Here is an 18,115-nt window from a genome sequence, read left to right on the forward strand (position 1 = left end):
AACAAAGCGAGTTAGCGAAGGGGCTCAATTAGAGCCCCTTACCAGAGGAATCAGACTGAATCAGACAGGTCGAAATTCGACAGTCAGATGGCTGACCTCGTGAACAGGCTTGAGACGTTCACGAATGATTTCGGCGTTCGCAGTGGCTTCGCCAAGGACGCTTACGATAGCCGCATGCGCTTCTGGTCCAACCCGCCAGACATGCAAGTCTGTAATGGTTGCATCGCCTGGCTTCTCAACCAGCTCACGGATTTCCTCTGCAACGTGCTCATCAGTTTGATCTAGCAGTACAGCAGAGGTCACACCCATCAAGCTCCACGCCCAACGCGCGATAACGATGGCACCAACAATACCCATTACCGGATCCAGCCATACCCACCCGAGATACCGGCCAGCGAGCAATGCAGCAATTGCCAGCACGGAGGTCAGTGCGTCCGCTATTACATGGACGTACGCTGATTTCAGGTTGTTATCCCCGTGATGTCCATGATCATGATCATGACTGTGGCCGTGGCCAAGCAGAAGCGCGCTCACAATGTTTACGATCAAGCCAACAATCGCAATGAGCGTAGCGGTCCCGAATTGAACCTCCGTTGGCTGGAGGAGGCGCATTACTGACTCTACGCCGATTACCAGGGACACCATGCCGAGTATGAGCGCCGATGCAAACCCACCCAGATCTCCAACCTTACCGGTACCGAAGCTGTAACGATTACTGGACGCGTGGCGTTTTGCGTATCCGTAAGCAGCCGCTGCGATGCCCAAAGCGCCCGCATGGGTCGCCATGTGAAAACCATCGGCAAGTAAAGCCATCGAGCCAGTGATATAACCGGCGGTGATTTCGCCAACCATCATCACCACCGTAAGCGCCACGACCCAAAGGGTACGTTTGGCATTTTCTTCGTGCGCTGACCCAAGGAATACGTGGTCGTGTATGTGATTAATTTCGATATTGGTGCTGCTACTCATGAACTTGTACCTGGTTTCTTCACTTTGAATAGCGGCGAATGGCTTCAATAAGTTCTTCGACACCCTTGTTGCGCTCTTCATCGCTGAGCGCTGGGTTCGCTACATGCTCCCTGGCGTGGTCCTCAATAATTTCGTCCATTAATCCATTGATGGCCCCGCGTGTGGCGGCGACAAGATGCAATGTTTTTGCGCAATCGAGATCCGATTCCAAAGCACGTTCAACTGCCTGGATTTGTCCTGCGATGCGTTTAACTCGTTTGAGAAGAGCGTCTTTGTTTGAAGCTGTGTGACCCATGGTATACCCCTCCTACCTATGCAAGTCGCATGATAGGCATACCTAGTACCCCTATGCAAGCGTCGTATGACGGAGAGGCCGCCCGCAGTGCCTTGCTGGAAAGCGATGCTTCAAGTGTGGAGGGTCAGGCCGAAGGGGGTAATCGCAGAAAACGGAGATGTTTGTACGCTAAGCCATGCTGCTCTGCTGCAAGCATTGTTCGGCACTGTTGCGTCCGGTTGAAGTACGCCTCAACCCGGCGTCAGGCCGACCAACAGGGATCTCAAAACGCATGCCTCCTCATTTCTTAACTACAATGATGGGAGCTGAAGGATCAGCTCCCATCAACAAAAATCCCGTCAGTCATGACGGTTTTTTTGTTTTCAGTCCGCATCGCTGAACAGATGACCAGTAAATTGCGTTCGTACAGATCATGGTGAGCTGATGCGGGTAGGTGTTGTTATGGTGGTTTGATCGCACTCCATGTTCAGTCTTTCGCATTCCGCATCTGCTTCTATCCGTGTCGAGTAGGTGAACTGCAATCGCTGCTTACCTTGATTGTCATAAATATCAAAACCAGCCGGAACTGTAGTGGAGTGAAAGCGAGCTCCATTGCGAACCGATCCTGTTTCGGTGGGGATCGCAGGAACAACAACGAATCTCTGGATCATCTTCGCGTCCTTGTGTTGAGTGAACCTTAACTAATAGCGACAGCCCGCCACTTCTTCAAGTTTTGAGAAGTCCTATGACAACCAAACAACCCGAGGCGGTGGCCTGTCAGGTTGAGCTCATAGAGGTTTGTAGGGAAACGTCAGGAAAAGCCGAAATAGACCCTACCTTGACGTACCTCCGTCGTCCGGCCTGACGCCGGGTTGAGGCGTACTCCATTCGGACACAGACTGCACAACGCAAGGGCTTACAGACTGTCAGCAGGGGCTTATCGTACGATTTTTTCCGTTTTCTCTATGCACCCCAGACAACGCGATAGGCGTGCGCGGATTGTCCGAAGTCGCCAGCCATTCAGGAGGACTTGAGGTGGATTGCACGCAAGCCTTTATAGAACAACCGCATGCGAAGCAAATGTCCTAATTTTCCCTTATCTCGGCATGACCCCTGCTCCAACCGGACATAGGCCGTGTCACAAAGGCTGAAGCCGGTCGGTTGTCGCTTAGTGTGCGGAACTCCTTTTTTTGCGATCTCCCCAAACCAGGGTGCAGGCAAGACTTGACCTTGCCATCATGTCAACGTTTATGCTGTGTTTGCGGCTAAAGAAGCCGCTCAATACGAGAGGAATAACTATGTTCGTCTTAGATGTGTCCGGCATTGGTTGCGGCAGCTGCATTAGCAAAATCACCAAAGCTATTCACGCGTTGGATAGCGAGGCAAGGGTTTTGGTGGATCGTGCTGCCGGCAAGGTCAACGTTGAAAGTAGCGAAAACCCTGAGCGAGTCCGCGCAGCTGTGGAAACATTGGGTTTTCCTTCCAAAATCAGCGCCTGATGGTGCTGATCCGCTCCAGCTTTAACGCTCCCATATACAGGCTCTCCCTGGGCTCATTTCAGATATGAGCCCAGGGCCGAGATAAGCTGATCAAAGTCTTCTTAGCGCTTTCCTGGAGTAATAGCTTCAGCACCTATCCAGCCCGCCTCAATGGTTCAATGAGCACAATGTGGTAGGCAATGGGTCGAAGTCTGCTGACATTGACTTTAGGGCAACCAGGGCAGAGATAACCGGCCTGTTCTATAGTGCAAGTACTTGTTTTTTGGCAATTACTCCCCACGAAGAGCCTTAATCAGGCCTTTAAATGAACCATTGAGTCGGGTGAACGCTGCCTCGAAATGAATTTCATTTTCCGTATACTTCGCAAGCTCGACTTGCTGATCCACGGTATTTTGGTCCAGGGACGGTTGATTTGGAATTCTGTAAAGTAAAGCTCTCTCATCAATTTCGGCTGCTGATCCGTTCCCAGCAATGTGCTTTAGGTTTGTTGTTTGTAAAGAAAACTGAGCATCCGTCATTCGCTTTGACTGGCTTGCAAGCAAGGCAGGAAAGTCCAAGTCGCGGGCCTTGAAATTTGGCGTATCGGCGTTAGCTATATTATTGCTCAGCACCTCCGCTCTTTGGCTGCGATAAATTAACGCTCTTTCCGCAGAACCAACGGCTTTTTCAAAATTAATACTCACGTCTAATCACCTTTGTGGAATTACCAGTCCCGACGCAATACGCATATCGAACACTCAAGGTTAAATACAATGCATCAGCGTCGGCGAATTTCAGATCCTGTTCAGCTGTTCAAAAACCGTCGAATCTCTTTAAAAATGACAGGAAGCTTACAAAATTGTCATATATAAATTTTAATCGGTTAAATACGATGCAGTGTTACTTGGATGAGTGAGAGCTTACGAATTAATCCGCCTGCTATTCAATAGAAAAGTGGCAGCCTGACACAACTGTAATATTCACCTAAGGTTTCTGACAGGGGATGAGTCCTAAAGTTATATCGAGCCTTGAGCTCAGCCCCCAAGAATCATTTTTCAATGTGGATTCAACGGGATGACCAAAACTTATTCGAGGATACCCCCATGAAATCCATTAAAACCCTGTTTGTCATAGCCGCTTTGACCGTCTCTTCTCTGGCGATGGCCGAAGGTGGCGGTGACCGGACGTTCGCGCGCATGGAGGCTGCAATGAAGAGGTCAATGGACGCGTACCAAATTGCCCAAAAGCAAGGCACTCAACCCCCAGTAGCCGAGAGCAAAGCCAACGCTGTCGACCAAGCCAAATATTGAACGGCTCGATGCACTCCCAAGCTGACAGAAATGTAATCACCTCGGTGGTTAAAATGTGGCAATTTCTGAGCTCGCCTGCCCTATGAGTTTAGTCCTTTGCGGCGGCGGGCAAGGTTCATAGAGATTCGAGACGAGCTCCTGAGAGCCCGCTAACCTATAAGCATAATCCACAGCGTGTTTCACACGGTTTCCCTTTCGACTGACTGGATATAAACGGCATGCATTCCAAAACCTCTAGGCGGACATTCGTTAAAGGCTTGGCCGCTGGTGGCATTCTCGGCGGCTTTGGCCTTTGGCGCACTCCTGTATGGGCAGTGACCAGTCCTGGTCTGCCGAGCGTACTCACCGGCAACGAATTTGATCTGTTTATTGGTGAAACCCCGGTAAACATCACCGGCTCGCCACGCACGGCCATGACCATCAATGGCTCCTTGCCGGGACCATTGCTGCGCTGGCGCGAAGGGGAAACGGTCACGCTGCGGGTAAAAAACCGCCTGGATCAGGACACTTCAATCCATTGGCACGGGATCATCTTGCCGGCCAACATGGATGGAGTGCCGGGCTTGAGTTTCCACGGCATCGCCCCCGATGGCATGTACGAGTATAAATTCAAGGTGCATCAGAACGGTACGTACTGGTACCACAGCCACTCGGGCTTTCAGGAACAAGCTGGCGTATATGGCCCCATCGTGATCGATTCAAAAGAGCCGGAGCCTTTTCAGTACGACCGCGATTACGTGGTGATGCTGACCGACTGGACCGATGAAGATCCTGCTCGCGTCATGGCCAAGCTCAAGAAACAATCGGACTACTACAACCACCACAAGCGTACCGTGGGCGACTTCATCGACGATGTCAGCGAGAAAGGCTGGTCCGCGACAGTGGCGGATCGGAAGATGTGGGCCGAAATGAAAATGAACCCCACCGATCTCGCGGACGTCAGTGGGGATACTTACACCTACCTCATGAACGGCCAGGCCCCCAACGGTAACTGGACAGGTATTTTTAAGCCGGGAGAGAAGCTGCGCCTACGCTTCATTAACGGCTCGGGTATGAGCTATTTCGACGTCCGTATCCCAGGCTTGAAAATGACCGTTGTGGCCGCCGACGGCCAGCACGTCAACCCGGTCAGCGTCGACGAATTCCGCATCGCCGTGGCAGAGACCTATGACGTGATCGTCGAGCCTGCCAGTCAAGAGGCGTATACCATTTTTGCCCAGTCCATGGATCGAACCGGTTATGCGCGCGGAACCTTGGCCGTGCGCGAAGGATTGAAGGCGCCGATACCGGCGATTGATCCTCGCCCTCTTGTGACCATGGATGACATGGGGATGGGCGGTATGGCCGGTATGGACCATGGCAGCATGGCGGGCATGGATGGCGGCGCTACGAAGCAAGGTGGCATGTCCGGTATGGCCGGCATGGATCACAGCAAAATGACCGGCATGGGCCAGGATGACATGTCCAATATGACCGGTATGGACCACAGCAATATGGCAGGTATGGACCAGGGTGACATGTCCGGTATGGCAGGTATGGGCGGCATGGGCGGCATGGGCGGAGAGATGCAGACTCACCCCGCCTCCGAAACCAATAACCCCCTGGTTGACATGCAAGCCATGACCCCTACGCCGAAGCTCAACGATCCGGGTATTGGCTTGCGCAACAATGGCCGTCGCGTGCTTACCTACTCTGACCTTAAGAGCACTTTCCAGGATCCGGATGGCCGCGAGCCCAATCGCACCATTGAGCTGCACCTGACCGGTCATATGGAAAAGTTCGCCTGGTCATTCAACGGCATCAAATTCTCTGACGCCGAACCATTGCGCCTCAAGTATGGCGAGCGTCTGCGCATTACGCTGGTGAACGACACCATGATGACTCACCCCATCCACCTCCACGGTATGTGGAGTGACCTTGAGGATGAGAACGGGAAATTCATGGTGCGCAAACACACGATCGACATGCCACCAGGAACCAAACGCAGCTATCGAGTCACCGCTGATGCGTTGGGTCGCTGGGCCTATCACTGCCACCTGCTATTCCATATGGAAATGGGCATGTTCCGTGAAGTACGGGTTGATGAGTAAAGGAGACGGGTTATGAACACATATCTGAATCGTAAGTCGCTGATCGGTTGCGCCCTCGTCATTGGCCTATTAGGGGGAGTGCCCGTTGCACTGGCAGGAGAAAGCGGTGGCGATCATTCCCATCCAACTCCTGCATCATCAACGGACAAGCCAGAGTCAACCCAAAAACCCAAGACCAATGAATCCAAAACCGATCACAGTTCCATGGACCATGGCTCGATGGATCACAGCAAAATGAGCGATGAGTCGATGGATCATGACCAAAAAACTAAAAAAGCGGATTGAGATCATGACCAGTAATTTTTTACGCCCAACCCTGCTGGCACTGACCGTCTCCATCAGCCCCGCTTTTTTTGGCTTGGCGAACGCCGCTGAGGCAATGGATCCGTCGATGACCATGCCCTCGAGTTCGGACTCGAAACCCTCGGGGGTTCAAAAGTCGATCCCCGCCAAAGACAGCCAGATGGACCATTCCAAGATGGATCATGGTTCGATGGAGCCTATGGACCACAGTAAAATGAACATGGGCCAAGGCCAAGAAAAGCCGATGGACCATAGCAAAATGAATCATGGGCAAATGGATCAAGGCCAGATGGAAGGCATGGACCACAGCAAAATGAGTATGGATGCAAGGGCGACTACCACGAGCCGAACCCCTATTCCGGTACTGACCGACGCTGATCGTGAAGCCGCCTTTCCTCCGGTGGCTGGTCATGGCCTCTCTGACAAAAGCCTCAACACGTTCTTTCTCCTCGATCAGTTCGAGTATCAGGACGCTGACAACGGCAGTGCCCTGAGCTGGGACGCTACGGGATGGATCGGTGGGGACGTTGATCGTCTGTGGCTGCGTTCGGAAGGTGAACGTACCAACGGTGTAACCGAGAGCGCCGAACTCACAGCACTGTGGGGGCACTCGATCAGTCCGTGGTGGGACGTTGTTACCGGGGTGCGTCAAGATTTTAAACCAGGCTCGCCACAGACTTGGGGCGCTTTGGGTATCCAAGGGATGGCTCTCTACAACTTTGAAGCGGAAGCCACCGCATTCATTGGTGAGAACGGGCAGACCGCGGCTCGGTTAGAGGGCGATTACGACATTCTGCTTACCAATCGCTTGATCTTGCAGCCCACAGCCGAAATGAATTTTTACGGGAAAAACGACCCGCAACGCGGCATTGGTTCTGGTTTGGCCAATACCGAAGTAGGTTTGCGGTTGCGCTACGAGCTTGTCCGCGAGTTTGCCCCCTACATCGGCGTTACCTGGAGTCGCTCCTATGGCAAGACCGCAGACCTCGCTAGCGATGAAGGAGAGGATACGAACGAGGCGCGATTTGTCGTAGGTATTCGGATGTGGTTTTGAGAACCTTATATGAAAAGAACAATAAAAACGTTGGCTGCTGCCGGTGTGGTTGCAGTCATCATGGGGGCCGGCGTCGTGCATTTTGGTGTGTTCAACGTTGGGGCCGATGAACCCCACTCCGATCCCGTTTACGCACTTCTGTCCACTGCTCGGGATCGCTCGATTGCAGTGCGTTCACGCGACATTAAAGTCCCCGACCTAGGCTCTGTACGTAAAGTATTGTCGCAAGCACCGCATAGCGCAGGCCAATGAGACCATCGCCGCAAAACTTGTTGCGAGCTTGTCGAAGTGCGTCACGATGCGACGGTTCTCCTTCAGCCAGCCAAACATGCGTTCGATGATGTTGCGCTGCCGATATTTGGGGCGATCAAAAAGTCGAGGCAATCCTGGCTTGGTTTTGCGCTTCATGCTTCGCAACGGAATGACTGGCTGCATGCGATAACGATCACAATACTGGCGCAGCGCTTCAGCGTCGTAACCCTTGTCAGCCAGCAACCAGCGGCAACGCTTGCGTGGGCGACCGCGCAGGCTGGGTATGCAAGCCTGATCGAGTAGCGGTTGGGCATAGGCTATATCGCTGGCTTGTCCGCCTGACAACAGGAAACGCAGAGGCACACCATTGGCGTCGCACAGCATGTGAATCTTGGTCGTCAGGCCACCCCGGCTGCGCCCGAGCGCGTGGTCTTGCGGTTCTTCAAATCCCCTTTTTTCCCGGCACCTGATGAGGCCCGGGTTGCTCGTACGGCAGTGGAGTCGATCATCCATGTTTCCAAGTCAATCAAACCCTGCTCATTCAATCGGATATGAAGACGCTTGAGCATCTGATCAAAAGCTCCGCAATCACGCCATCCTCGGAACCGTTGATAGATCGTTGACCAAGGGCCGAATCGTTCGGGCATGTCTCGCCAGGCTGCGCCAGAGCAAAGCACCCAGAGAATACCGTTTAGCATCAGGCGATCATCGGCCCGAGGGCGCCCGGTGCGCTGATTTTTGGTGAAGATATCTGCAACCAGATCCCAGGCTGCGTCGGGGAGTTCATACCGCTTTGCCATCTTGGCCTCCTGGCTTTAATGGCGGTGTATTTTACAGAAAATCGTATTTCTTGGGTTTACGTACAGAGCCTAAGCGATGAAGCTCTCATTCGTGCAGGTGCAGGCAATTACAACTCAATGTGCATTGGCTGCCACCTCGCTCCGAGTGTCGCTGGAACCGAGTTGAGTAAAAGTCTTTACCCGGCACCTCCAAATCTTTCAAAACTGGGCGTTGATGGAAATCCAGCTGCCGCCTTCTGGATCATCAAGCACGGTATCAAGTCCACAGGCATGCCAGCCTGGGGCAAAAGCATGGCCGACCCCTACATCTGGGGGATGGTTGCTTTTCTTCAGCAGCTTCCCGCCTTGGATGCAGAGCAATATAAGGCCCTGACAGCAAGCAGCGATGGCCACCAACACGGTGGCGGCGAGACCAAAATGCATAACCATGAAGGACAGCATGACGGTCAAAAAGAGGCTGCCGCTGGACATCATGATGCAGGCGGCGCTGAAGAAGTAGCTGAGTCCGACGATCATCATGACGACAAAAATAGTGCGCATCTTCATGATGAAGACGCAGCACCCTCTCAGGATGAAAGTACTGAGCATGCTCATACTGAGGGTGCAGATGCTCCTGCGGATCAGCCAAAAACTCATACCCATGCTGATGGGAAGGAGCATACCCATGCGAAATAACTTTCTTCGTCCTGGCCGGGCACTTCGCCTCGCTGCATTCGCGGCTCTGTTTATCAGTTCCGCTGGTCATGCAGCAGAATCGATGACGATCGACGTCCATCGTGACGCTAACTGTGGATGCTGCAAGAAGTGGATGCAGCACCTTGAAGCTAACGGCTTCACCGTCGTTGATCATGTAGAAACCAACATGAGCGCGGTCAAGCAGGGCCTGGGTGTTGCTCCGCGTCTCTCGTCATGCCACACCGCGGTGATCAACGGCAAGTTTGTTGAAGGCCACGTGCCTGCCGAGCAAATAGTTGCTTTGAGCAAACGCGACGACCTTATCGGGATAGCTGTGCCGGGCATGCCGGCAGGCTCGCCTGGCATGGAGGTCGGTGGGAAGCAGGATGTTTATCAGGTCATCGGCCTGAGCAAAGCAGGTACTGACCAAGTGATTGCCGAGTACATGGCAAACTAAGTTTCAAACTTTCCTTGATTCTTGCATGATCACTGCCCGTGATCATGCAAGCGATGTGTGCTCTTGCTACGTTGTGCTATCAGCAGTATGAGCGCTATCGCAGAAAAAACCGCGCCGGCATAAAATGTCATTGCTGAGCCATACGTTTGCCAAAATAACCCCGCAATCCCGCTTGCCAGCAACATGGATACACCACTCACCAGGTTGAAAATCCCGAAAGCGGTTCCTTTCAATTCTGCCGGTGTCGTGTCAGCGACAAGCGCAGCCAGTAGCCCCTGACTAAATCCCATATGAAGTCCCCATAGGGCGACGCCGAGTATCAACATTGAGACGGACTCGGCACTGGCTAGAACCAGATCGGACAAGATCAGCAATATCAACCCGACCCTGAGGAGACTTGTGCGACTTACACGGTCAGAGAGCTTCCCCACAGGGTAGGCCGAGAGCGTGTAGAACAAGGCCATCACCACCATTACTATCGGCACCCAGGTTGCAGACAACCCTGCTTGCTGAGCGCGCAAGCCCAGGAAGGCCTCACTAAAACGTGCCAGGGTGAACGAAAGCGCTGAGCTGAATGCTCGTGTTCGGACTCATCGACGCCAATAAAAATCAGACTGACCGCTACCAACGCCGGTATCACCGCGATCCATAACACCAGTGGAATGTTTTCACTGAAGGCATACATCAGGCGGATGGCTACTGCTGGCCCGAGGAAGGCCCCTATCGTATCCATGGATTGACGTAAGCCGAAGCAAGCGACGGATATGCGGTGGCGATACATCAGCGACCAGGGCATCACGTGGAGCGCCGCGAATACCTTTGCCGATCCGATCCAGAAAGCGTGCGGTGAACACCATTTCTGCAGAGTGAGCCAATGGAAAGAGCGGCTTGGTGAGTGCCGCAAGACCCTAGCCAACCAGCAGCAAGCCCTTGAGACGACCGACGTAGTCGCTGATCGCCCCTGAAAACACTTTCACTATCAGGGCCGTCGCCTCCGCAATGCCCTCGATCAGACCCAGAGTGATTATGCTGATGCCTAGAGTGCCCACCAGAAAGATAGGCAGCAAGCTATGAACCATTTCTGAAGAAAAGTCCATGAACAGGCTGACGAAACCTAGCGCCCAGACCGTACGGGGAATGCTATGTGTAGCTATTGTCTCGGACATATTCCAGTTTCCTTGGCTGTCGTCCGCAAGTGTATCTACAGCGTCCAGTGATTCTGTTGCGGCGAGCTCATATTGAGCTATCTGCTCAACAAACTTATAGGCGGTAGGATAGTAGGTGTTTGGCGGGTATCTATCTGTTGTTGAGCGCTGTTCTCGGCACGGTCCACTGGTTCTACCCATTTCGGTGATCCTTATCGTGGCATTACCGACTCACGAGACAATCATTTACGAAGCCTGACCTATCAGCATGCGTATAGACAGGCCGCTAAATTAAGGAGCGCCGTTGCTGCTGGTTCTACCTGACAGATTCGTAATGGTATCGCCCGTCGCCAGCGACTAAACTTCCTCGCATGAAACGCTATCTGCGGTTGTTCCTCATTTTTCTGATCAGCTTGGCGCTTCCCCTGAGCGGGATGGCGGGCATTCAGTCACCGACAGAACCTTGCCCGACGAACACGACGGGTATGACCATGATGGATGATATGAACCAGGACTGTTGCGGTGATATGAGCAGCTCCGCCGATCATGGCAAACCCTGCAAACCTGGTCAGGAATGCAGGAGCGCCAGTCTGCTACAAGTGTTGTTGGGGAAACCTGCCACCCGTTTGTCCAGTCCGCAAATACTAACAATCTTCAGCGACTCCCTGTCTACTCAGGCTCCCTCCGGGGTGTGGCGACCGCCTCGCGCTTGATTCCTGTACCCCACTGAGCCTCATCCCGCCCTGGCGCGGGATGGCATATCTGCGCGCGAGCCCAAGACACGCGCAGTGGATCATCACAGGAATCGTGAACATGAATCCCAAGTGCTACTGCACCGGTTGGCCCCTCGTGGCTGCCCTGGCGGCAAGCGTGCTGGCATTGCCAAGCCTTGCTGCACCCCTGACACTCGACGAAGCCTTACGGTTGGCTGAAAACAATGCACCATCGCTGACCGCCCAAGCGGCCAAACTGCAAGCGGCCAGCAGCGCCGCCATTCCAGCTGGAGAACTACCCGACCCGAAGCTCCTGCTGGGCATACAAGACTATCCCATCGGTGGCCCTGACCGCTGGCGCCTCGAGCAGGACGGTATGACCATGCAGATGGTCGGCGTCATGCAGGAGGTGCCCAATCGTGACAAGCGTAGGGCGCGTATCGAAGTTGCCGAGGCGGCCGTAGATCGAGCCGCGGCCGAAGGCCGTGTCGAGCGGCTGAACGTTCGTCAGGCCACGGCATTGGCCTGGATCAGCAGCTACTCCGTCGAGCGTAAAGAGGTGCTGTTTCAGGATTTTTACCGGGAGAACCGTCTGTTGGCCGATACCGTCCGGGCGCAGATCGCCGGTGGTCGTGCCCAACCTGCCGATGCAGTAACGCCGAAACAGGAGGCGGCTCAGTTGGCGGAACAACAGGACGAGTTAATTCGCCTGCGTGCGCAAGCCCGAGCGGCCCTCAAACGCTGGATTGGCCCAGCGGCCAATGACCAGCCCGTCGGCAGCTTGCCCGAGTGGCCCATCGATACCTCAGGTTATTCCCATAAGCTGCAATATCACCCCGCATTGGCGGCATACGCGCCAATGACTCGCGAAGCGCAGGCCAAGGTCCGTGAAGCAGAGTCCGAAAAGCAGTCCGACTGGAGTTGGGAGCTTGATTACCAGCGCCGCAACCGTCAGTTCGGCGACATGGTCAGCGTGCAGTTCACGTTCGACTTGCCACTGTTCCCCGAGTCCCGACAGAACCCGAAGATCGCCGCCAAACACGCTGAACTGAATCAGTTGGAGGCCGAGCGCGAAGCTCTCGTACGTGAACACACCCAGCAACTGGAGGACGATCTGGCCGAATACGAGCGTCTGAACCGTGCCGTGTACCGCAGCCAGGACAGTCTGTTACCCCTGGCCAAGGAAAAAGTCGGGATGACCATGGCCAGCTACCGGGCCGGTAAAAGCGACCTGGCACCTGTCATCACTGCCCGACGTGAACTCATCGAGGCCCGCCTCAAACAGATCGACTTCGAAGAACAGCGAGCCCTCACCAGTGCTCGCCTGTATTTCGCCTATGGGGACACCAATCAATGAGTACTCGAATCTGGAAAGGGGCTTTGCTGGCAGGTCTCTCGATTACCTTGGGCGCTGCCGGCGGTTACTGGTTCGCTCAACAGCGCATGCCTGATAGCGCAGCCGAACAGGCCCCTAAAGCCCAAGACGAACGCAAAGTACTGTATTGGTACGACCCGATGTCCCCGCAGCAGAAGTTCGATAAACCAGGCAAGTCTCCCTTTATGGATATGGAGTTGAAGCCCCGCTACGCGGATGCTGCAGCGGACAGTGCGGCCATCAGTATCGACCCCAGCCTGACCCAGAATCTCGGTTTGCGAGTGGCCACAGTCACTCGCGGCGTGCTTACTTCCAACTTGGACGTGGTCGGTGTGTTGGCATTCAACGAGCGGGATGTTGCAGTGATTCAATCGCGTACTGCTGGCTTTGTGGAGCGAGTGTACGCCCGTGCTCCAGGCGATGTGCTCAAAGCCCATGCGGCTTTGGCCGATATCCTGGTACCGGAATGGGCCGCTGCTCAGGAAGAGTTTCTCGCACTCAAACGCAGTGGCGATGCCGACTTGCTGGCGGCAGCACGCCAGCGCTTGCGCTTGACCGGGATGCCAGCACCGCTGATTGCTCAAGTGGAGCGAAGCGGCAAGACCCAGCCGGTCCTGACGCTCACCAGCCCCATTAGCGGTGTACTGCAAGAGTTGGATGTACGCTCGGGTATGACCGTGGCGGCCGGCGAGACTCTGGCTCGAGTCAATGGATTGAGCAGCGTCTGGCTGGCAGTGGCCGTACCAGAGTCGGAGACTGGATCGATCATCATGGGGCAAGCGGTAGAAGCACGTTTGCCAGCCTTTCCGGGAACAGTGCTCAAGGGCACAGTCAGTGCGATTCTGCCCGAAACCAACCCCGACAGCCGAACTGTGCGTGTCCGGGTCGAACTGCCCAACCCTGATGGGCGACTCAGGCCGGGCATGACGGCCCAGGTGCACCTAAAACGCTCTACCGAACAAAGCGTGCTGTGGGTGCCGAGCGAGGCAATCATTCGCACCGGCCGACGCGTCCTGGTGATGCTCGCCGAAGACGCGGGTCGCTACCGCCCCCTAGAAGTGCAACTCGGGCAGGAAAACGAAGGCAAAACGGTGGTATTGAAGGGGTTGGAAGAAGGTCAGCAGGTAGTCAGCTCTGGACAGTTCCTGCTCGACTCTGAGGCCAGTCTCAAGGGCATTGTTGCGAGCACGCTGGAAATGTCACCACCCAGCGCAGCAGCCTCCAGCTTTCATGAGGCGGATGGGCAGATCGTCGAGATCAATAACCAAGACGTAACAATCGCCCTTGGTCCGTTCAAGACGCTGGGCATGCCTGGTATGACCATGACCTTCCCATTGACTGACCCTGCTCTCGTTCAAGGTCTCAAGACGGGAGACAAGGTTAGGGTATCGGTTAGCCAAACCGATGATGGTTTACGCATTGAACGCCTGGAAAAACTAAGGGGTCAGCCATGATCGCCGCCCTGATTCGCTGGTCAGTGGCCAACCGATTTCTAGTGCTGCTGGCGACGATCTTCGTCACGGTCTGGGGCGTCTGGTCGGTTCAGAGCACGCCGATCGATGCACTTCCGGATCTCTCCGATGCTCAGGTAATCATCCGCACCCCTTATGCGGGACAAGCGCCGCAGATCGTTGAGAACCAGGTGACCTACCCGTTGGCCACCACCATGCTCTCGGTGCCAGGGGCCAAGACCGTACGCGGCTATTCCTTTTTCGGCGACAGCTTCGTTTACGTGCTGTTCGAAGACGGTACCGATTTGTATTGGGCCCGCTCCCGGGTGCTGGAATACTTGAGTCAGGTCCAAAGCCGACTGCCGACTTCCGCCAAACCGTCCTTGGGGCCAGACGCCACAGGCGTGGGCTGGATCTATCAGTACGCACTAGTGGACCGCAGTGGCGGACACGACCTGGCGCAACTGCGCGCCTTGCAGGACTGGTTCCTCAAGTTCGAACTCAAGACCCTGCCCAACGTTGCGGAGGTGGCCACCGTGGGTGGCATGGTCAAGCAGTATCAGGTCCAACTCGATCCACTCAAGCTGGCCAGCCTCGGTATCACTCAGGCTGAGGTAACCGACGCTATTGGCAAGGCCAATCAGGAAACCGGTGGTGCGTTGCTGGAGATGGCGGAGACCGAGTTCATGGTGCGCGCCTCCGGATACCTGAAGACGCTGAATGACTTTCGTGCCATTCCGCTCAAGCTCGGTGCTGGCGGGGTGCCAGTGTCCCTAGGCGACGTGGCGACGATCCAGCTGGGGCCGGAGATGCGCCGCGGCATCACTGAACTCGACGGCGAAGGCGAAACCGTCGGCGGCGTGGTGATTCTGCGCAGCGGCAAGAACGCTCGCGAAACCATTGCGGCGGTCAAGGCCAAACTGGACGACCTGAAAAGCAGTCTGCCGGCCGGGGTGGAAATCGTCACCACCTACGACCGCAGCAAACTGATCGACCGCGCAGTGGAAAACCTCAGCTACAAACTGCTTGAGGAGTTCATCGTCGTCGCGTTGGTCTGTGGGATATTTCTCTGGCACCTACGTTCATCCCTAGTGGCCATTATCTCTTTGCCGGTGGGGGTGCTCATTGCCTTCATCGTCATGCGGCATCAAGGAATCAACGCCAACATCATGTCCCTTGGCGGGATTGCTATTGCCATCGGCGCCATGGTCGACGCCGCCGTGGTAATGATCGAGAACGCTCACAAGAAGATCGAGGCTTGGCATGTGGCCCATCCTGGGGAGGAGTTGAAGGGCGAACGTCACTGGCATGTGATAACCGAAGCGGCGGCGGAGGTGGGGCCGGCGCTGTTTTTCTGCCTGCTGATCATCACCCTATCGTTCATCCCGGTGTTCACCCTGGAGGCTCAAGAGGGTCGTCTGTTTGGTCCATTGGCCTTCACCAAGACCTATGCCATGGCGGCGGCGGCCGGACTCTCGGTAACCCTGGTGCCGGTACTGATGGGTTACTGGATTCGTGGTCGGATCCCCAAAGAGGACCAGAACCCGCTAAACCGCTGGTTGATCAGGATCTATCAGCCGGCCCTTGATGCGGTGTTACATCGACCCAAAGTCACCCTATTAATCGCGTTAATGGTTTTCCTCAGCGCGTTGTGGCCGATCTCTCGTTTGGGTGGCGAGTTCCTTCCTGCAATGGACGAGGGCGATTTGCTCTATATGCCTTCGGCTCTGCCGGGGTTGTCGGCACAGAAAGCGGCGCAGCTGCTGCAACAGACCGACCGCTTGATCAAGACGGTACCCGAAGTCGAACACGTTTTTGGTAAGGCTGGTCGTGCCGAAACCGCTACCGACCCGGCGCCGCTGGAGATGTTCGAGACCACTATCCAGTTCAAACCACGCGAACAGTGGCGTCCTGGTATGACCCAGGAAAAATTGGTGGAAGAGTTGGATCGAGTGGTGCGCGTCCCTGGGCTGACTAATATTTGGATACCACCGATCCGCAACCGCATGGACATGCTCGCCACTGGGATCAAGAGTCCGATTGGAGTGAAAATTGCCGGCACAAACTTGACGGAAATCGACGCGGCGACTCAGGCGGTCGAGCGCGTAGCCAAAAACGTGCCCGGGGTCAGTTCGGCTCTGGCTGAACGATTGACGGGCGGCCGCTACATCGATGTGGATATCGACCGCAAAGCCGCTGCCCGCTACGGGTTGAATATCGCTGATGTGCAGTCGATCGTCGCCGGTGCTATTGGTGGTGAGAATGTTGGCGAGACCATTGAAGGGCTCGCCCGTTTTCCGATCAATGTGCGCTATCCCCGAGAGTGGCGTGATTCGCTTGGCGCCCTAGAGCAACTGCCGATCTACACTCCGCTAGGGAGCCAGATCACCCTTGGCACGGTGGCGAAGGTCAAGGTCAGTGAAGGCCCGCCGATGCTCAAGAGCGAGAACGCCCGACCTTCCGGGTGGGTGTATATCGACGTACGTGGCCGGGACATTGCCTCAGTGGTTGCCGATCTGCGTCGTGTTGTCAATGAGCAGGTCAAGCTGCAGCCAGGCATGAGCCTGAGTTACTCGGGGCAGTTCGAGTTTCTTGAACGAGCCAACGCACGGCTCAAGCTGGTAGTGCCGGCCACGCTGATGATCATTTTCGTGCTGCTGTACCTGACGTTTTCCCGATTCGACGAGGCTTTGCTGATCATGGCCACCTTGCCGTTCGCCCTTACTGGTGGGGCATGGTTCCTCTACCTACTCGGCTTTAGCCTGTCGGTGGCTACCGGCGTCGGATTCATTGCTCTGGCGGGTGTGTCTGCCGAATTCGGCGTGATCATGCTGCTCTACTTGAAAAACGCCTGGGCCGAACGTGTAGAGGCCGGCGACAGTACCGAGCGAGGGCTAATAGCAGCAATTAGCGAAGGAGCCGTGCAGCGGGTTCGACCCAAGGCCATGACGGTGGCGGTCATCATTGCTGGCCTATTACCGATCCTATTGGGCAGCGGTTCCGGTAGCGAAATAATGAGCCGCATCGCTGCGCCCATGGTCGGTGGTATGGTTACCGCGCCCTTACTGTCCCTATTTGTCATCCCGGCAGCTTACCGATTGATGCGCCGACGACGCCTCGCGGTTGAATCCATACCCTCGGAAGGAAGCAGGCCATGAAGTGATTGTGTCCGCCACTGCACGCCCCATGATTGTTTGTGCAACGTCATCCAGCAGTCTGATTTTTTGGTCTGGCAGGGGGCGACCTTTATAATCAATCGGTGATCGAACTCTATCGGAACTGCGTCAAAACACGGCTGATAGAGATCGACGCTGGTGGCAGTGCGTTGGGCTGAACCTGATCATGGCGACTCCAAGGGCGTGGGTACAACGGCTACAGAGTGCGCTACCTGCGCCTGCCACACCTGCTGGAAGACCTCTTCGCGAAACTGATGGACAGCTACGCCAAGACCGATCTGCTGATCCTCGACTGGGGGCTTGTGCCGCTTACCGCCGAGCAACGGCGCGACATGCTGGAGTTGCTGGATGACCGCTCTATGCCGGTGGACAAATGGCATGAGCTTATCGTCGATCCGACCTTGGCCGATGCCATTTTGGATCGGCTGGTGCACAACGCTTCCTGCCTACTGACAAACAGCGTCAGCGAGTTTGGTTCCGTTGATGTGTCGCCTGCGGTATCTAAGCGCCCAGACCGGCCCTCGGAGCTTCCGGCTCCTACCTCCTGATGGTCTCGACCCCCGCTACGCGGAGTTTCTGCTTTACGCTCTGCA

At 55.3% G+C, this 18,115-nt stretch carries 15 protein-coding genes and 3 pseudogenes; 12 read left to right on the forward strand and 6 right to left on the reverse strand.

Annotated features, from left to right (window positions below; all coding sequences use genetic code 11):
* Nucleotides 1-60 precede the first annotated feature (60 nt).
* From dmeF to INT12_RS08020, 3 genes are all read right to left on the reverse strand, one after another.
* Nucleotides 61-969, reverse strand: a complete 909-nt coding sequence (gene dmeF / locus INT12_RS08010) for a CDF family Co(II)/Ni(II) efflux transporter DmeF (RefSeq protein ID WP_092239333.1) — start codon at nucleotides 967-969, stop codon at nucleotides 61-63.
* A 19-nt stretch (nucleotides 970-988) separates the two neighbouring features.
* The gene (locus INT12_RS08015; protein ID WP_092239330.1) at nucleotides 989-1,264 is read right to left on the reverse strand and encodes a metal/formaldehyde-sensitive transcriptional repressor; all 276 of its coding nucleotides are present in this window, start codon (nucleotides 1,262-1,264) and stop codon (nucleotides 989-991) included.
* 410 nt (nucleotides 1,265-1,674) lie between these two features.
* On the reverse strand, nucleotides 1,675-1,914 hold the full coding sequence (locus INT12_RS08020; protein ID WP_092237208.1) for a hypothetical protein: 240 nt from the start codon (nucleotides 1,912-1,914) through the stop codon (nucleotides 1,675-1,677).
* 627 nt (nucleotides 1,915-2,541) lie between these two features.
* Between INT12_RS08020 and INT12_RS08025 the strand changes: the two genes are divergently transcribed.
* Nucleotides 2,542-2,742: a heavy-metal-associated domain-containing protein gene (locus INT12_RS08025; protein WP_034114911.1), complete on the forward strand. Its 201-nt coding sequence runs from the start codon at nucleotides 2,542-2,544 to the stop codon at nucleotides 2,740-2,742.
* Between the two features lie 269 nt (nucleotides 2,743-3,011).
* On the opposite strand, the gene flgB is transcribed toward INT12_RS08025, so the two are convergent.
* A complete protein-coding gene (gene flgB / locus INT12_RS08030) occupies nucleotides 3,012-3,425 on the reverse strand; it encodes a flagellar basal body rod protein FlgB (RefSeq protein WP_092237211.1) in 414 nt (137 codons plus the stop codon).
* 399 nt (nucleotides 3,426-3,824) lie between these two features.
* On the opposite strand from flgB, the gene INT12_RS08035 reads away from it, so the two are divergent.
* The 4 genes from INT12_RS08035 (at nucleotide 3,825) to INT12_RS08050 (ending at nucleotide 7,478) form a co-directional block, all read left to right on the forward strand.
* Nucleotides 3,825-4,031, forward strand: a complete 207-nt coding sequence (locus INT12_RS08035; RefSeq protein WP_034114927.1) for a co-regulatory protein PtrA N-terminal domain-containing protein — start codon at nucleotides 3,825-3,827, stop codon at nucleotides 4,029-4,031.
* Nucleotides 4,032-4,249: 218 nt separating this feature from the next.
* Entirely contained in the window at nucleotides 4,250-6,121 is a 1,872-nt protein-coding gene (locus INT12_RS08040; protein ID WP_115128420.1) for a copper resistance system multicopper oxidase, read from the forward strand.
* A 12-nt stretch (nucleotides 6,122-6,133) separates the two neighbouring features.
* Complete coding sequence (locus INT12_RS08045) at nucleotides 6,134-6,406, forward strand: hypothetical protein (protein ID WP_139273583.1); 273 nt, start codon at nucleotides 6,134-6,136, stop codon at nucleotides 6,404-6,406.
* The gene (locus tag INT12_RS08050; RefSeq protein ID WP_169850847.1) at nucleotides 6,378-7,478 is read left to right on the forward strand and encodes a copper resistance protein B; all 1,101 of its coding nucleotides are present in this window, start codon (nucleotides 6,378-6,380) and stop codon (nucleotides 7,476-7,478) included. The genes INT12_RS08045 and INT12_RS08050 overlap by 29 nt, the downstream gene beginning before the upstream one ends.
* Before the next feature lie 198 nt (nucleotides 7,479-7,676).
* Here INT12_RS08050 and INT12_RS08055 read toward each other — a convergent pair.
* A pseudogene (locus INT12_RS08055) lies at nucleotides 7,677-8,530 on the reverse strand (IS5 family transposase).
* An 18-nt stretch (nucleotides 8,531-8,548) separates the two neighbouring features.
* Between INT12_RS08055 and INT12_RS08060 the strand changes: the two are divergent.
* Together INT12_RS08060 and INT12_RS08065 are read left to right on the forward strand one after the other, a co-directional pair.
* On the forward strand, nucleotides 8,549-9,205 hold the full coding sequence (locus INT12_RS08060; protein WP_083272243.1) for a c-type cytochrome: 657 nt from the start codon (nucleotides 8,549-8,551) through the stop codon (nucleotides 9,203-9,205).
* Nucleotides 9,195-9,662 (forward strand): DUF411 domain-containing protein, encoded by a 468-nt coding sequence (locus INT12_RS08065; RefSeq protein ID WP_069553036.1) that lies wholly within the window; start codon nucleotides 9,195-9,197, stop codon nucleotides 9,660-9,662. Before INT12_RS08060 ends, INT12_RS08065 begins: the two co-directional genes overlap by 11 nt.
* A 29-nt stretch (nucleotides 9,663-9,691) precedes the next feature.
* Here the strand turns inward: INT12_RS08065 and INT12_RS08070 are convergent.
* Nucleotides 9,692-10,828: pseudogene (locus INT12_RS08070) on the reverse strand (MFS transporter).
* A 350-nt stretch (nucleotides 10,829-11,178) separates the two neighbouring features.
* On the opposite strand from INT12_RS08070, the gene INT12_RS31190 reads away from it, so the two are divergent.
* The 5 genes and pseudogenes from INT12_RS31190 to INT12_RS08090 all read left to right on the forward strand — a co-directional run.
* A complete protein-coding gene (locus INT12_RS31190) occupies nucleotides 11,179-11,520 on the forward strand; it encodes a hypothetical protein (protein WP_080758782.1) in 342 nt (113 codons plus the stop codon).
* A 100-nt stretch (nucleotides 11,521-11,620) separates the two neighbouring features.
* Nucleotides 11,621-12,877, forward strand: a complete 1,257-nt coding sequence (locus INT12_RS08075; protein WP_034114905.1) for a TolC family protein — start codon at nucleotides 11,621-11,623, stop codon at nucleotides 12,875-12,877.
* Complete coding sequence (locus INT12_RS08080; protein ID WP_034114904.1) at nucleotides 12,874-14,349, forward strand: efflux RND transporter periplasmic adaptor subunit; 1,476 nt, start codon at nucleotides 12,874-12,876, stop codon at nucleotides 14,347-14,349. Before INT12_RS08075 ends, INT12_RS08080 begins: the two co-directional genes overlap by 4 nt.
* Entirely contained in the window at nucleotides 14,346-17,504 is a 3,159-nt protein-coding gene (locus INT12_RS08085; protein ID WP_069553010.1) for an efflux RND transporter permease subunit, read from the forward strand. Before INT12_RS08080 ends, INT12_RS08085 begins: the two co-directional genes overlap by 4 nt.
* 212 nt (nucleotides 17,505-17,716) lie before the next feature.
* A pseudogene (locus INT12_RS08090) lies at nucleotides 17,717-18,070 on the forward strand (ATP-binding protein); the annotation flags it as partial.
* Nucleotides 18,071-18,115: the final 45 nt, after the last annotated feature.

Source organism: Pseudomonas sp. K8 (assembly GCF_014889455.1).
Classification (GTDB): domain Bacteria; phylum Pseudomonadota; class Gammaproteobacteria; order Pseudomonadales; family Pseudomonadaceae; genus Aquipseudomonas; species Aquipseudomonas veronii.

What these genes read in the sequence shown, in the direction of transcription:
- INT12_RS08015 (WP_092239330.1), bottom strand. Translation starts at nt 1,264, where the DNA reads ATGGGTCACACAGCTTCAAACAAAGACGCTCTTCTCAAACGAGTTAAA.
- INT12_RS08060 (WP_083272243.1), top strand. Translation starts at nt 8,549, where the DNA reads ATGGCGGTGTATTTTACAGAAAATCGTATTTCTTGGGTTTACGTACAG.
- INT12_RS08075 (WP_034114905.1), top strand. Translation starts at nt 11,621, where the DNA reads ATGAATCCCAAGTGCTACTGCACCGGTTGGCCCCTCGTGGCTGCCCTG.
- INT12_RS08020 (WP_092237208.1), bottom strand. Translation starts at nt 1,914, where the DNA reads ATGATCCAGAGATTCGTTGTTGTTCCTGCGATCCCCACCGAAACAGGA.
- INT12_RS08040 (WP_115128420.1), top strand. Translation starts at nt 4,250, where the DNA reads ATGCATTCCAAAACCTCTAGGCGGACATTCGTTAAAGGCTTGGCCGCT.
- INT12_RS08025 (WP_034114911.1), top strand. Translation starts at nt 2,542, where the DNA reads ATGTTCGTCTTAGATGTGTCCGGCATTGGTTGCGGCAGCTGCATTAGC.
- INT12_RS08050 (WP_169850847.1), top strand. Translation starts at nt 6,378, where the DNA reads ATGACCAAAAAACTAAAAAAGCGGATTGAGATCATGACCAGTAATTTT.
- INT12_RS08045 (WP_139273583.1), top strand. Translation starts at nt 6,134, where the DNA reads ATGAACACATATCTGAATCGTAAGTCGCTGATCGGTTGCGCCCTCGTC.
- INT12_RS08035 (WP_034114927.1), top strand. Translation starts at nt 3,825, where the DNA reads ATGAAATCCATTAAAACCCTGTTTGTCATAGCCGCTTTGACCGTCTCT.
- INT12_RS31190 (WP_080758782.1), top strand. Translation starts at nt 11,179, where the DNA reads ATGAAACGCTATCTGCGGTTGTTCCTCATTTTTCTGATCAGCTTGGCG.
- INT12_RS08080 (WP_034114904.1), top strand. Translation starts at nt 12,874, where the DNA reads ATGAGTACTCGAATCTGGAAAGGGGCTTTGCTGGCAGGTCTCTCGATT.
- INT12_RS08065 (WP_069553036.1), top strand. Translation starts at nt 9,195, where the DNA reads ATGCGAAATAACTTTCTTCGTCCTGGCCGGGCACTTCGCCTCGCTGCA.
- INT12_RS08085 (WP_069553010.1), top strand. Translation starts at nt 14,346, where the DNA reads ATGATCGCCGCCCTGATTCGCTGGTCAGTGGCCAACCGATTTCTAGTG.
- dmeF (WP_092239333.1), bottom strand. Translation starts at nt 969, where the DNA reads ATGAGTAGCAGCACCAATATCGAAATTAATCACATACACGACCACGTA.